At 28.8% G+C, this 13,658-nt stretch carries 12 protein-coding genes and 1 riboswitch; of the genes, 3 read left to right on the forward strand and 9 right to left on the reverse strand.

The features are described 5' to 3' along the window. Nucleotides 1-152: 152 nt before the first annotated feature. A complete protein-coding gene (locus ACRDBA_RS05215; RefSeq protein WP_438571866.1) occupies nucleotides 153-992 on the reverse strand; it encodes a transporter substrate-binding domain-containing protein in 840 nt (279 codons plus the stop codon). Nucleotides 993-1,343: 351 nt separating this feature from the next. Between ACRDBA_RS05215 and ACRDBA_RS05220 the strand changes: the two genes are divergently transcribed. Then, nucleotides 1,344-2,429: a PRK06851 family protein gene (locus ACRDBA_RS05220; protein WP_438571867.1), complete on the forward strand. Its 1,086-nt coding sequence runs from the start codon at nucleotides 1,344-1,346 to the stop codon at nucleotides 2,427-2,429. 205 nt (nucleotides 2,430-2,634) lie between these two features. Here the strand turns inward: ACRDBA_RS05220 and ACRDBA_RS05225 are convergent, their stop codons facing one another. The 7 genes from ACRDBA_RS05225 to ACRDBA_RS05255 all read right to left on the reverse strand — a co-directional run bounded on the left by ACRDBA_RS05225 (nucleotide 2,635) and on the right by ACRDBA_RS05255 (nucleotide 10,949). Next, on the reverse strand, nucleotides 2,635-4,740 hold the full coding sequence (locus ACRDBA_RS05225; RefSeq protein WP_438571868.1) for a HelD family protein: 2,106 nt from the start codon (nucleotides 4,738-4,740) through the stop codon (nucleotides 2,635-2,637). A 139-nt stretch (nucleotides 4,741-4,879) separates the two neighbouring features. Next, nucleotides 4,880-6,913: an ATP-dependent zinc metalloprotease FtsH gene (gene ftsH / locus ACRDBA_RS05230; protein WP_438571869.1), complete on the reverse strand. Its 2,034-nt coding sequence runs from the start codon at nucleotides 6,911-6,913 to the stop codon at nucleotides 4,880-4,882. A 16-nt stretch (nucleotides 6,914-6,929) separates the two neighbouring features. Next, a complete protein-coding gene (gene lepB / locus ACRDBA_RS05235) occupies nucleotides 6,930-7,499 on the reverse strand; it encodes a signal peptidase I (protein WP_438571870.1) in 570 nt (189 codons plus the stop codon). Nucleotides 7,500-7,535: 36 nt separating this feature from the next. Continuing rightward, a complete protein-coding gene (gene lepB / locus ACRDBA_RS05240; protein ID WP_438571871.1) occupies nucleotides 7,536-8,144 on the reverse strand; it encodes a signal peptidase I in 609 nt (202 codons plus the stop codon). Further along, nucleotides 8,144-8,368, reverse strand: coding sequence for a DUF3006 domain-containing protein (locus ACRDBA_RS05245; RefSeq protein WP_438571872.1), 225 nt, complete (start codon nucleotides 8,366-8,368; stop codon nucleotides 8,144-8,146). The genes lepB (ACRDBA_RS05240) and ACRDBA_RS05245 overlap by 1 nt, the downstream gene beginning before the upstream one ends. Before the next feature lie 218 nt (nucleotides 8,369-8,586). Continuing rightward, nucleotides 8,587-9,879 (reverse strand): diaminopimelate decarboxylase, encoded by a 1,293-nt coding sequence (lysA, locus tag ACRDBA_RS05250; protein WP_438571873.1) that lies wholly within the window; start codon nucleotides 9,877-9,879, stop codon nucleotides 8,587-8,589. A gap of 154 nt (nucleotides 9,880-10,033) precedes the next feature. Further along, nucleotides 10,034-10,198: riboswitch (Lysine riboswitch) on the reverse strand. Between the two features lie 76 nt (nucleotides 10,199-10,274). After that, nucleotides 10,275-10,949, reverse strand: a complete 675-nt coding sequence (locus tag ACRDBA_RS05255; RefSeq protein WP_438571874.1) for a hydrolase — start codon at nucleotides 10,947-10,949, stop codon at nucleotides 10,275-10,277. Nucleotides 10,950-11,269: 320 nt separating this feature from the next. Between ACRDBA_RS05255 and ACRDBA_RS05260 the strand changes: the two genes are divergently transcribed. Together ACRDBA_RS05260 and ACRDBA_RS05265 are read left to right on the forward strand one after the other, a co-directional pair. After that, nucleotides 11,270-12,511, forward strand: a complete 1,242-nt coding sequence (locus ACRDBA_RS05260) for a DUF1576 domain-containing protein (protein WP_438571875.1) — start codon at nucleotides 11,270-11,272, stop codon at nucleotides 12,509-12,511. A 7-nt stretch (nucleotides 12,512-12,518) separates the two neighbouring features. Then, nucleotides 12,519-12,866, forward strand: coding sequence for a hypothetical protein (locus ACRDBA_RS05265; protein WP_438571876.1), 348 nt, complete (start codon nucleotides 12,519-12,521; stop codon nucleotides 12,864-12,866). Nucleotides 12,867-12,968: 102 nt separating this feature from the next. Here ACRDBA_RS05265 and ACRDBA_RS05270 read toward each other — a convergent pair. Further along, a partial coding sequence (locus tag ACRDBA_RS05270) for an HD domain-containing protein (RefSeq protein ID WP_438571877.1) occupies nucleotides 12,969-13,658 on the reverse strand: 690 nt, incomplete at its 5' end.

The following is a 13,658-nucleotide window of genomic DNA, read 5'->3' on the forward strand; positions in this document are numbered from 1 at the left end:
TGAACCAAATATAGAACCAAACAAAACTGTTATTAATGATATTAATAATGTGTATTTAACACCATTGAAAAAGTATGGTAAATATTCTGGTATGAAACTAAAATCTAATCCCACTATAAGTCCCTCCTTTAAGTTTAATGTAGATTATAAAACTATTGCTTTACTTCTTTATCTGATAAATTTATTGCATCTACAATGTATTTATCTAATGTTCCATCATCTATTAATCTGTTTATTGTCTTATTTACTTCTGCTACTAGCTTTGGAGAACCTTTCTTTATACCAACTGCATTTCCACCTGATTCTTCTTCAAACTTAACATCTCCAACTACTAAATCTGGGTTTGATCCAATTGCCATTTCAGCCACTGGTGTTTCAATAATTAAAGCATCAACTTTTCCACTCTTTAATTCTAAAATAAGATTATTTACATTTGCTAATTGAGTTAATTTAGCTCCCTCAACCTTTTCTTGAGCTATCTTTTCTTGAGTTGACCCTAATTGAACACCAATTTTTAATCCATTTAAATCTTCTATATTTTTATACTTGTCCTTATCTTCTTTTCTAACTAATATTCCATGACTTGATACGTAGTATATATCTGAAAAATCAACAGCCTTTCTTCTTTCCTCATCAGGATTCATCCCTGAAATAACTAAGTCAACTTTTCCCGCTGGTAAAGCCCCAACTAAAGCATCAAAATCCATTTCTTGAATTTTTAATTCTACTCCTAAATCACTAGCAATTTCCTTTGCTATATCAACATCAAAACCTACTACCTTATCTTCTCCGTTTTCTAAAATATGAAATTCATAAGGTGCATAGTCAGCACTCATTCCAACTACAACTTCTCCCTTTTCTTGAATAACCTCTAGCATGTCCTTTTGAGAATCAGTATCCGATGTTGAATTTCCTCCACATCCCATTAATCCTAATGCCATAACGCTTACTAATGAAGCTGCTAAAATCTTATTTAATATTCCTTTTTTCATATATTTATCCCCCTAACAATTTTCTTTTTTATTATTACTTATTACTTCCATTTGACTATGGCATAATTATACATTATAAGTTTATATTTATGCAAGCATTTTTTGTATATTTTTTTAATTTTTATTCTCAAAAACTCTAAAAACTAGGTTTTAACCATATCAAAAGCCTTCGAAACTATATGTTATACTATTAAAATAAACACACTCTACATATTTATTAATATATTTTGCATAAACATAATTTTATTTTTGGTAATTATACATAATATAAAATGAATTTTACAGGCTCACTTTTCTCATTTTTACATATACTGTAATTAAATATAATTTAATAATATAGGAGTGATTATATTGACTGATCTAAAAGAAAGACACCTTTTCCCTGGTGGTAATTCATCAAAAGGATTTTATTCTTTTTACAGATATATCTTAACTCAAGAAGATGCAAAAAGAATTTTATGTATAAAAGGTGGACCTGGTACTGGAAAGTCATCCTTAATGAAAAAGGTTGGCGCACACTTTCAAGCTAAAGGATATACAATTGAATATCATCATTGTTCTTCTGATAATGAATCTCTTGATGCTGTTGTAGTTAAAGAATTAAAAATAGCATTATTAGATGGTACATCTCCCCACATAGTTGATCCTATCCATCCTGGAGCAGTAGATGAAGTATTAAATATGGGTGATGCTTTAGATATGGATGCTCTTTCTTTAAATAAGAAAGAAATTATGGAAGTAAGTAAAAACATAAGTAACAACTTTGCTCGTGCATATAGATTTTTTGCATCTGCAAAGGCCATACACGATGATTGGAGTGCATTAAATGCTTCTTCTTTAGATAATTCTAAAATCCTAACAATATCTGAAAGTATAAAAGAAGAAGTCTTAAGAGGAAATAAATCTGGTTATGGTGGAGAAAGACACTTATTCTCTACAGCCTTTACACCTAATGGAATAATTACCTTTGCACCTGATCTTGTATCTAAGCTCAAAACTAAATATATTTTAAAAGGCGGACCTGGTTTAAATAAGACTCATATATTAAATGAAGTTGCTAAAACTGCTCAAAAGAAAGGCTACTTTGTAGAGTATATGCATGATCCATTTATTCCTGAAAGGCTTGAGCATATATTTATACCAGAATTATCAGCTTGTGTTTTAACTGAAAATGAAATAAGTAGAAGTACCTTCACAGGAAAAACTTATAATATTACTGATTTTTGTAAACCAGATGTTATAGCAAATAATTCAGCTCATATAGAATATGATAAAAAACTTTTCTATGACTTAATTAATAAAGGTCTTTCCTTTATTACTAATGCCCATGTTCTTCATGATGATTTAGAAAAATTCTATATAGATGCTATGGATTTTAATATTTGCAATGATATTTGCAATAAGGTTATTTCTAGACTTGAAACGTATGAACCTTAATCCTTTTGTTTTTCTAAGCTTAGTTAATCTTTAGCAATTTTATTTTCTAAGCTTATAATTATAAACCTCTTAAATATACAGAAAAAGAGACCTCTATTTTTAGAAGTCTCTTTTTTCTTATTATATGTTTAAAATTAATTTCTAAACTATTTAACCTTTTATAATTATATTAAATTTCCCTGTCTTTCAAAATATAAGATTTTATTTATGCATTTTCAATTTTTACTACTGATAATCTATGAAGTGCTCTTGTGCACATAATGTATTTAATTAAATCATCTGTATTATCATCAAAATCTACAACTATTACTCCATCAAATTCTAATCCCTTTGCAAAGTATGATGGAACTAATACCTTACCACCTCTATAAACTACATCTTCATTATCAAAAGCTAAAATATTAGTATGCTCTTTTAGTATTGGTGCTATTTTCTTTAATTCATCTTTTCCTTTTGTTATTATTGCTATATTTTCATAGTTTTCTTCTTGATAATCTTCTAATAGATTTAATAATACATCTATTAATCCTTCCTTATCACTTTCTGGCACAGATGTTTCTAATACATCAAATTCACCTTTTCTAACAAATGGAACAATAGCATTTTCATCTAATAACTTGCTTGCATAGTCCATTATTTGGAATGTAGATCTATAACTCTTATTTAATTCAAATAAGCTAACAAATCCACCAAATAATTCTTTCATTCTTAGCATAGCTGGAACTTCTTCTGCTTTTACTAATCTTTGATTTGAATCTCCAACTATAGTATAGCTTCTACAACCCGTTAATTCTCTTAAAACTAATAATTGTAGGAAATTATAATCTTGAGCCTCATCTATTACAATATGTTTAATTTCTTCTCTTACTTTTTTTCCATCTAATTTAATCATTAAATATAAAATTGCTGGTAAATCTAAATAAGAAAGTACTTCAATATTTACTAATTTCTTATAAATAGAAACTAAGCTTTCATTTTCAATCCATGTATCTAACTCTGCTCTTGAATTCATTACTTCTCTTACTACATCTCTAATGTCATTTCTTCTTTGGAACTCAACATTATTTTCTTCGATAAGTAATTCTTCACTAGTCATTTTTGCAAGCTTTTCTTTAGCCTTTGCATTTATTTCTCTTACCTTTTCATCTCTCTTATCCTTTATTTTTGAAGTTAATATTCTCTTTACCTTTTGACTTCTTCTAAATAAAGGCATGTATTTATAATGCTTTTCAAATAATTCTTCTATTTCTTCTAATCCAACTATTTCTTCTCCTGCAAAATATACAGGCTTAAGTGTAAAGTAATTATTTTCTATATGGTTAACATTAAAATCTAAGAATTCTATAAATTCTTTTGAAGATTTATATTTTATTTCCTTTAATGCTTCTTCATTTTCCTTAAGAACTTCTTCTAAATAAGCCGTTAATCCTACAACAGGTTCTTCTAATCCAATTTCCTTATATGCAAATGATAAGAATGTTTCATTTTTAACAGCTGTTTCTCCTAATGTAGGTAAAACCTCTGAAATATAATCCATAAATATATCATTAGGTCCTAAGATTAAAACCTTATCTGTTAATTGTTCTCTAAAATTGTATAGTAAGTAAGCTATTCTATGTAATGCTATAGTTGTTTTACCTGATCCTGCTACACCATTAACAACAACTACTCTACTTCTATCAGCTCTTATTATTTCATCTTGCTCTTTTTGAATAGTCATTACTATGTCTTTTAGCTTTTCACCTGAATTTGATGAAAGAACCATTTGAAGTATTTCATCTTGAACATTAATATCTGAATCAAAGAATCCTTCTAATTTAGCTTTCTTTACTATTAATTGTCTTCTTTCAATAATATCTACAGGTACCTCTCCATTTGGTGCCTTATAGCTTGTTTTTCCTATCATCCCTTTATAAAATAATGATGCTACTGGAGCTCTCCAATCTACTACTACTGGCTCATATGAACCTTCTGGAGTTAATCCATATCTTCCTATATAAGCAGTTTCACCTATTCCCTCATCTACAAATGTAACCTTTCCAAAGTAAGGTGATTCCTTAAGCTTTGTAAATTCTCCTAGCTTTCTATCTATTGTTTTATAAGCTTCTTCCTTTACGTATCTTTCATGGTCAAAATACTCTATTAGCTTATCTTCATCGTCTTTATATTCTTCAACAAACTTTTTTCTGTAATCTAGTATATAATCTACAATTCCTTTTCTTTTATCTATGTAGTTTAAAATTTCTGCATTTAGTTGTTCTAGGGTTCTTTCTAGATTTTCTTCTTCTCTTAAAAATTCAATTCTATCCATTTTACATTCCCCTCTCTCCACTTAAAGGAATTAACCACCCTATAATATATAGAATGGTTAATCTTTAGTGTTTACTATTTATATTATATTTTTATGTAAATACATACAAGTAAAATTTAATATTTTACTTAAAAATATATTACTTTTCACTTTGTAAAATTTCTTCTTTTAAAGATCCATCTAAAGTTTCTTCTAAAACCTCTTTTGAAATTTCTACTGAAACTTCTTCTATAGCTTCACTTAAAACCTCTTCCTCTTTTACATCTTCTTTTTTCATATCTAATGTAACTGCAACATCAGTTAACTCTTCCTTAGATTCTTTTTTTCCTTTTGTAGCTATTAAATGAGGATGCTTTTCAAAGACAAAGTTCATAAACTCTTCTCCAAAAATAGTTTCCTTTTCTAATAGATATTCTGATATCTTCTCTAATAAATCTCTATTTTCATTTAATATTTCTCTAGCCTTTTTGTGTGAACTTCTTATTATGCTTAATACTTCTTCATCAACTAATGTAGATGTTTGTTCACTACATTCTCTTACAGCTCTACCATCTAAGTATCTGTTTTTCACTGATTCTAATGCCATCATATCAAACTTTTCTGTCATACCATAAACTGTAACCATACTTCTTGCAGTTTGCGTAGCTCTTTCAATATCATTTGATGCACCTGTTGAAATAAGATTAAATACTTCCTCTTCAGCAGCTCTACCACCTAACATTACTGTTATTTGATTAAATAATTCATCCTTAGATACTAAGTACTTTTCTTCTTCAGGTAATTGCATTGTGTAACCTAAAGCTCCCATAGTTCTTGGAACTATTGTTATCTTATGAACTGGGTCTGTTCCTTCTAGCATTGCTGCTACTAATGCATGCCCAACTTCATGGAAGGCTACTATTCTCTTTTCTAAAGGTGATAGTATTCTATCCTTCTTTTCCTTACCTGCAATTATTACTTCTACTGCTTCTTCTAAATCTTCTTGAAGAACTTCATCTCTTCCATGCTTAACAGCTCTTAAAGCAGCTTCATTAACTATATTAGCTAAGTCAGCTCCCACAGCCCCTGGAGTTCCCTTTGCAAGTGTTTCTAAATCTACCTTATCGCTTAGCTTTACATCCTTAGCATGAACCTTAAGTATTTCTATTCTTCCCTTTAAATCAGGTCTATCAACAATAACTCTTCTATCAAATCTACCCGGTCTTAAAAGAGCTTTATCTAATATTTCTGGTCTATTTGTAGCAGCTAATATTACTATAGCCTTTGTTGAGTCAAATCCATCCATTTGAGTTAACAATTGATTTAAAGTTTGTTCTCTTTCATCATTAGTTTGAATCTGAGAATCTCTGCTTTTACCTATAGAATCTATTTCATCTATAAATATAATACATGGTGCATTTTTTTCTGCTTCTTGGAATAAATCTCTTACTTTAGCAGCTCCCATACCAGCAAACATTTCTACGAAGTTTGAACCTGAAATTGATAAAAATGGTACATTAGCTTCTCCAGCTACAGCCTTTGCAAGTAATGTTTTACCTGTACCAGGAGGCCCTACTAATAATGCTCCCTTAGGTAATTTAGCTCCTATTTGTGTGTACTTCTCAACATTGTTTAAGTAATCTATTATTTCTGTTAATGATTCCTTTGCCTCATCTTGACCAGCAACATCATCAAATTTTATCTTTATATCGTTATCTCTATATACTTTTGCATTGCTTTTCCCCATGCCCATCATTGGACCACCCATTTTTTTGCCCATTTTTCCAAATAGGAATTTAAATATAAAGAAGAAAAGAACAGGTGTTAATACCCAATACATAAGAAAATCTATTATAAAATTATCTTGCATAGGAACAGCTCTATAGTCTACGCCTGCTTCTGTAAGCTTAGTAACTAAGTTGTCATCTGCTAAAACTCCAGTATAAAGTACTTTACCACTATCTTCAGTGTTTTCTTTTGGTGTTATTTGTATTTCACTACCTGAAATAACTACCTTTTCAACTTGTTTATTGTCTACCATAGTTAAAAATTCATTGTAGCTTATTTCTTTTGTAGTCATAAGACCCTTTGTTGCGCTAAAAGCATATAAGAATAAAAATGCTAATATAGCATACCATATCATATATTGCTTTTTCTTCATGTTATTATTATTATCTTTCGTATTCTTATCCATATACATTACTCTCCATTTACTTAACACTCCCTATTGATTTAAAGGGGTGTATTCTAAATTTTACTAATCCAATTATGTCATTTCCATCAATATAAGTAGTGTCCCATAATCTTGAATCAAAAGATTTAGGCCTATTGTCCCCTAAGAAAAAATACTTTCCTTCTGGAACCTTATAGCTTCCACTAAAATTATCTGTAAATTCAATATATGATTCTTCTAAAGCCTTATTATTTACAAACACTTTTCCGTTTATTATCTCTACAGTATCTCCTGGTAAGCCTATTAGGCGTTTAACCATATGCTCTTTATTTTCATTTGAATAAAATACTACTATATCACCTTGCTGTATTATGTCTAAGTTATAAACTCTTGTTACTAATAGCCTATCCCCTGAATTTAATGTTGGTACCATAGATTCACTTGGTACATAAGCATTAAATACTATAAACTTATCTATTAATAATGCTAAAACTAATGCAATACATACTATTTTCATAAAATCTTTTGTACTGCTTCTATTACATTCAATATCTACATCATCATTTGCTTTATATAAAAGTTCTTTAAACTTTTCAAGCATTGTCATATTCTACTTCTCACTTTAACTATATTTTAATAGTCATTACTCAATTCTTCCCATATCACTAAGTGGATATACCTTTACTTGAGCTTTCCCCTTTATATCTTTTGCTTCAATATACGGATCATCCCAGTATCTTGAATCCTTAGACCAAAGTCTATTATCTCCTAAAAAGAAATATTCTCCTTCTGGTACTACATAAGTTCCTGTAAATCTATCTTGGTTTCCTATATATTCTTCTTCTAAAGCTTCACCATTAACTATTACCTTACCATCATGTATAGTTACATTATCACCTGGTAACCCTATTAATCTTTTAATTAGTGAATCCTGTAACTCTTCTGAGTAAAATACAACTACATCTCCTCTTTCTAGCTTTTCAGGATTATAAACTCTGCTTACAAATAATCTATCTCCTACATTTAATGTTGGTACCATAGATTCTGAAGGAATATATACTTTAAAAATAACAAACTTATTTATAATTACGGCTAATACTACAGCTGCAATTATAGGTAAACCCCACTCATAAAAGAATCCCTTTTTGCTTTTCTTTTTATCTTCAGTATCAAGGCTTGCTTCTTCTTTATCTTCTAAAATTACTTCTTTATTAGTTAATTCTGAATCTTCCCCTACTTTTTTTTCGTCCATTACTCTTCCCACATACCTTTCATTAAGCTATTAATTCTTTCTCTTCTACTTTCAGTAGCCTTATAATCTATAATATATTTATTATCAACTTTAACTAAAACATCGCCTTCTTTAGGAATACCTTCTACAAATTCACTTGTAATATTTATAAGTTCACCTACTGAATCTTCTAAAACTATGAATTTATCTTCTATTCTATCTACAACAAATTCATTTCTAATCATATTTATAACAACCTAGTTGTCTCCACCTCTTTTCTTATTTGTTATTCTTATCTTTTAGTATAACATATTTTACATAAATATCGATATTAGCTTCCCTATATAATATCTTAAATTTTATTTAACAAAAGTGTAAAATGCACACTTTTTAGCATTCAAACTTTAATAATAATAAAATAGAAGATTATCTAATTTAATCACTAGATAATCTTCTAATATTCTTATAGTTCTCTTTCTATTAAATCTAAATAACTTTGTCTTTTAGATACTACCTTTGCTTCTCCATTTCTAACAAATACTACTGCTGGTGTAATATTTTTATTATAATTATTAGCCATTGAGAATCCATATGCACCTGTAGACATTATTGCTAATATATCTCCACTTTGAACACTTGGTAAGCTTATATCCTTTATTAATATATCTCCTGATTCACAGCATTTTCCTGCTATTGTAACTAACTCTTCCGCTTCATTGTTTAATTTATTAGCTACATAAGCTTCATACTTAGCTCCATATAATGCTGGTCTTATATTATCTGTCATTCCGCCATCTACTGCTACATAAGTTCTAACCTCTGGTATATTTTTAATTGAACCTATTGTATATAAAGTAGTTCCTGCATTTGCAACTATTGATCTTCCTGGTTCTATTGTTAATATAGGTCTTTGTAATGATAGCTTTTCACATACTTCATCTACCTTATTTAATATAGCTTCACAATATTCTCTTGTTTCTCTTGGCTTATCTCCTTCTGAATAATAAATTCCAAAGCCTCCACCAAGGTCTAACTCTGATATTATATGGCCTGTTTCTTGCTTTATTGCATTTATAAAGTTAAGCATTACTTCTGCTGCATCTGCAAATGGCTCTGTTTCAAAAATTTGTGAACCAATATGACAATGTAATCCAACTAAATCTATATTATCAAAGTCTAAAGCCGTTTTTACTGCATCCATAATAATATTTCCAACTGGTGCAAATCCAAACTTTGAATCTATTTGCCCTGTTTTAATATAATCATGAGTATGTGCTTCTATTCCTGGTGTTAATCTTAAATATATTTTTTGAACCTTATTATTTTTTAAAGCAATTTCATTTAGCTTTTCCATTTCCCATAAATTATCTACTACAAATCTTCCTACACCTAGTTTAACTCCTAGCTCTATTTCTTCTAATGTTTTATTGTTTCCATGAAAATATGTTTTTTCTAATGGGAATCCAGCCTTGTAAGCTGTATATAATTCTCCACCTGAAACTATGTCTAATGAAAGCCCCTCTTCATTTATTAACTTACACATTTCAACTGTTAAAAATGCCTTTCCTGCATAAGCAACTCTATTTCCTTCTTCATTACATCTAAAATTAGTAATATAACCTCTACATGTATCCTTAAGTAATTGCTCATCCATTACATATAAAGGTGTTCCATAATCACTAGCTAAAGTTTCTGCCTTAATTCCTCCAATTACTAATTCTCCATTTCTGTTTTCCATTGCCCCAAATAATTTCATAATTTTTACCTCCAAAAATATTCTATAAATAAAAAACCACCGCCTATATATTGCGATGGTAGAATTACATATTATGGTAGCTGTAATTATGATAGTTTATGTACTTAAATTAATCTCTAAAACACATTACTAATTCATAATTTGCAAAATCATTGCACCTCGTAGCTCTCCACTTTACGTGACAGTTATGCATATATTATATACATACCCAGAATAAATATTCGCTCTATTTATTCTTCGGCTATTATCCCTTTTGTTATGCCTCACGGTTTGCCAACTAAGCATAATTACTCTTTATAATAGCACCTCTACCTTGGTAATTATTTATTTATATATTATTATACACTGTTTTTTCGAATTTGCTACATATTTTCCAAATTTTTATATTTTATTTTTCATTCCCCTCTATACTTATCCATTAATTCACCCATAATATCACCTGAAGGTGGTGGTGTAAATGTTATAGCATTTGCTCCTGCTTCAACAGTTTCAGCCACAGTTTCCTCAGTCGGCCCCCCTGTTGCTATTATTGGAAATGTAGGAAATTCAGCTCTTATCTTTCTTACTATCTTAGCTGTATTCTTTCCTCCTGAAACATTTAATATAGTTGCTCCTGCTTCTATTCTTTCTCTTATATTTTCACATTCTGAAACTATAGTTACAATTACAGGTATATCTATAGTTTCACGAATTCTTTTTATTATTTCATTAGCTGTTGGTGCATTTACAACTACACCCATAGCTCCCTTAAATTCAGCATCTAATGCAAGATTTACTACTCTCTTTCCTTGAGTTATTCCTCCTCCTACGCCACAAAATACTGGTACATCTGCTGCCATAACTAAAGCTTGAGTTATTAATGGTTGTGGGGTAAATGGATACACTGCTATTATTGCATCCGCATTTGTATTTCTTATTATTGCTACATCTGTAGTGAATAATAGTGATTTTATTCTTTTACCGAATATCTTTATTCCGCTGCAATCTCTAATTTTTGTTGGAACTTCTACTACATGACTTCTTAAAGTTCCTTTGATCTCTGGAACTAATTTTGTTTTTTTTACTTCCATTCTTACCCTCCCATTGTTAAATCTTTTATTTTATCTATATTCATCTTACTATTTAATACTAATTTAACTTTTACTCTTTATAATTTACCTTATTAAATCTTATTCAACTACTTATATTATACTCTTTTATCAGTATAATTAAAGAAGAAGAATCAACAAAATACTAGGAAATTTTACACAATAATATTTGTATTAGCAAGATATTTTTTAAACCTTATAAAACAAATTATTTTTTTATATTTATTCACTTTAAGTTTTGTTATACTTTATATTATATAAGTTATCTTAAATACTATGTGTAAAGGAGATTTATTTAATATATGACGGTAAAAAAAAGAATTTACCCACCATATGCAGTATTAATTGTGTTGTATATTTTCTTTATAATTTTTGCATTTTTAGTGGATACACCCACTGAAATATTTACTGGCTTAAAAAATATCGTTTTTACTCCAGATATATTAATTACTGATTATATAGAAATAGGTGGAATTGGCGCTACATTTTTAAATGCTGCTCTTACTAGTTTAGCTTCTATATTTTTATTAATTGCTATAGGAATTAAGCCAAATGGTTCTACTATAATGGCTTTATGGCTTATGACTGGTTTTTCATTTTTCGGAAAAAACATTCTTAACATATGGCCAATTATGATAGGTGTTTATTTATTTGCTAAATACCAAAAAGAACCATTTTTAAATTATACACTTGTAGCCTTACTTGCTACATCTTTATCTCCAACAGTTAGTCAATTAAGCTTTACAGGGCATTTCACCCCTGGAGAAGGATTATTTATTGGATATTCAATAGGAATATTAACAGGATTTATTCTTCCACCAATAGCCTCTCATTGTATTAAGGCTCATAATGGATTTAATCTTTATAATATAGGTTTTGCTGGTGGACTTTTCGCCACACTACTTATGTCTATATTTAGAAGCTTAGGAGTTAATTTTGAAAGTAGGCTTATATGGCACACAGGATCTAATAAGATTTTTTTAGTGTTTTTAATAGTTATATCTTTATATTTAATTATTATTGGATTAATTTTTAGTGATAATCCAAAATTAAAGCTATTAAAGATAAGCAAGCAAAGCGGTAGGCTTGTAAATGACTTTTATGTCTTATTTGGTGAGGCTGCCTATATCAATATGGGGATTTTAGGTTTATTTTCTACCTTATTTGTAGTTTTAATAGGTGGAGATTTAAACGGACCTACTATGGGTGGAATACTTACTATAATGGGATTTGGATGTTTTGGTAAGCATTTAAAAAATATTATTCCAGTTATGATTGGAGCATCTATTGCTGCAATGATGCATTTTGATCCAATAACATCGCCTGGATTAATATTATCTATTTTATTTTCAACAGCTCTTGCTCCTGTTTCAGGTAAGTTTGGATGGAAACTAGGAATAGTTGCTGGTATTTTGCATGTAAATATGGTTACAAATATAGGATATCTACATGGTGGACTAAATTTATATAATAATGGCTTAGCTGCTGGATTTGTAGCAATGATATTAATACCATTAATAACAACATTTAAGAAAGAAGGTTAATTAGAAAATGAAATTTAAATTAGAAAAAAATCTTAGAATTGTAAGCGAATTAATAACTTATTTTCACAAACTTGGAACAGATGATGTTCATATAGATATGGGAAATGAAGATAACCAATCATATTTCTATATCTCTGGAGAAGTTTTAAACCTACCTCAAAGTGAACTTGAAAATTTAGATATGCTTTTAAATACTCAAAGACAACATGAAATTGAGCAATATTACTGGCATCTAGGTGGAGAAAGTGAATTAGATTGTGAGCTTACATTAGTTGGTATGATGGTTGATAATGTAGATATTCTATATAACGATAATATACTTACACTAAAAATTTTAAGAAAAGACACTATATAATTTAAATAAAATGCCTTAAAGGCTTTCTAATGAATTAAAGAAGGCTGTACACTAATAAATGTACAGCCTTCTTTTAATATTTTATGTTTTAAAAATGTACTTTTAATTTTTTATTATCTTTATATAAGCACCATCTTTACATTTTTCTATTGAAGATAAACTTAACTCTTTAATAAAAGAAGATTTTTCAGATGCCCTACATATTTTATCATCTATAATTACTAGTGGATCTATAGTTCTTAATTTATTAACTATATGTATGTCATAATCATCTTTATTTTCTATAACTTTAACATTATAATTTATGCTTTCTATTAATTCCTTTACCTCCTTTAAATTAGAGCTTTTTAATATATATAAAACCTCATCATCAGTTTTTAATAAGTCATCATATTTTAACTCATTATTTTCTAATGAAATTCTTAAAGCATTAGATAATTTATGGCTAGAATATATAGCTAACGGATTCATAAAAAATCCTATAACTTCTTTATAATACAGATCTACAAACCACTCTGCCTTTTCTAATGACTTCATTGCTATATTACCATCTTCTACTGTAATATCTTTTAAAAATTCATCTATTTCTTTTTTATTTGTAACTTCACAACTAAGCATATCTCTTAAAGTATAATCTACTCTATCTGCACATAAATCTGGAGCTGATTTTTCTAAAATAGTCCACTTTTTTTCGTCTTCTAAAATACTTTTATAATCATATCCATATTTATTTAATACCTTAGGTATTTCTGAATTTTCAATTACATCATTAAATATCCTTTCATGATAGTC

Source organism: Clostridium sp. (assembly GCF_051654825.1).
Classification (GTDB): Bacteria; Bacillota; Clostridia; order Clostridiales; family Clostridiaceae; genus Clostridium.

Excerpts from the sequence above, each read along its gene's own strand:
- ACRDBA_RS05215 (WP_438571866.1), bottom strand. The coding sequence starts at position 992 with ATGAAAAAAGGAATATTAAATAAGATTTTAGCAGCTTCATTAGTAAGC.
- ACRDBA_RS05225 (WP_438571868.1), bottom strand. The coding sequence starts at position 4,740 with ATGGATAGAATTGAATTTTTAAGAGAAGAAGAAAATCTAGAAAGAACC.
- ftsH (WP_438571869.1), bottom strand. The coding sequence starts at position 6,913 with ATGGATAAGAATACGAAAGATAATAATAATAACATGAAGAAAAAGCAA.
- lepB (WP_438571870.1), bottom strand. The coding sequence starts at position 7,499 with ATGACAATGCTTGAAAAGTTTAAAGAACTTTTATATAAAGCAAATGAT.
- lepB (WP_438571871.1), bottom strand. The coding sequence starts at position 8,144 with ATGGACGAAAAAAAAGTAGGGGAAGATTCAGAATTAACTAATAAAGAA.
- ACRDBA_RS05245 (WP_438571872.1), bottom strand. The coding sequence starts at position 8,368 with ATGATTAGAAATGAATTTGTTGTAGATAGAATAGAAGATAAATTCATA.
- lysA (WP_438571873.1), bottom strand. The coding sequence starts at position 9,879 with ATGAAATTATTTGGGGCAATGGAAAACAGAAATGGAGAATTAGTAATT.
- ACRDBA_RS05255 (WP_438571874.1), bottom strand. The coding sequence starts at position 10,949 with ATGGAAGTAAAAAAAACAAAATTAGTTCCAGAGATCAAAGGAACTTTA.
- ACRDBA_RS05260 (WP_438571875.1), top strand. The coding sequence starts at position 11,270 with ATGACGGTAAAAAAAAGAATTTACCCACCATATGCAGTATTAATTGTG.
- ACRDBA_RS05265 (WP_438571876.1), top strand. The coding sequence starts at position 12,519 with ATGAAATTTAAATTAGAAAAAAATCTTAGAATTGTAAGCGAATTAATA.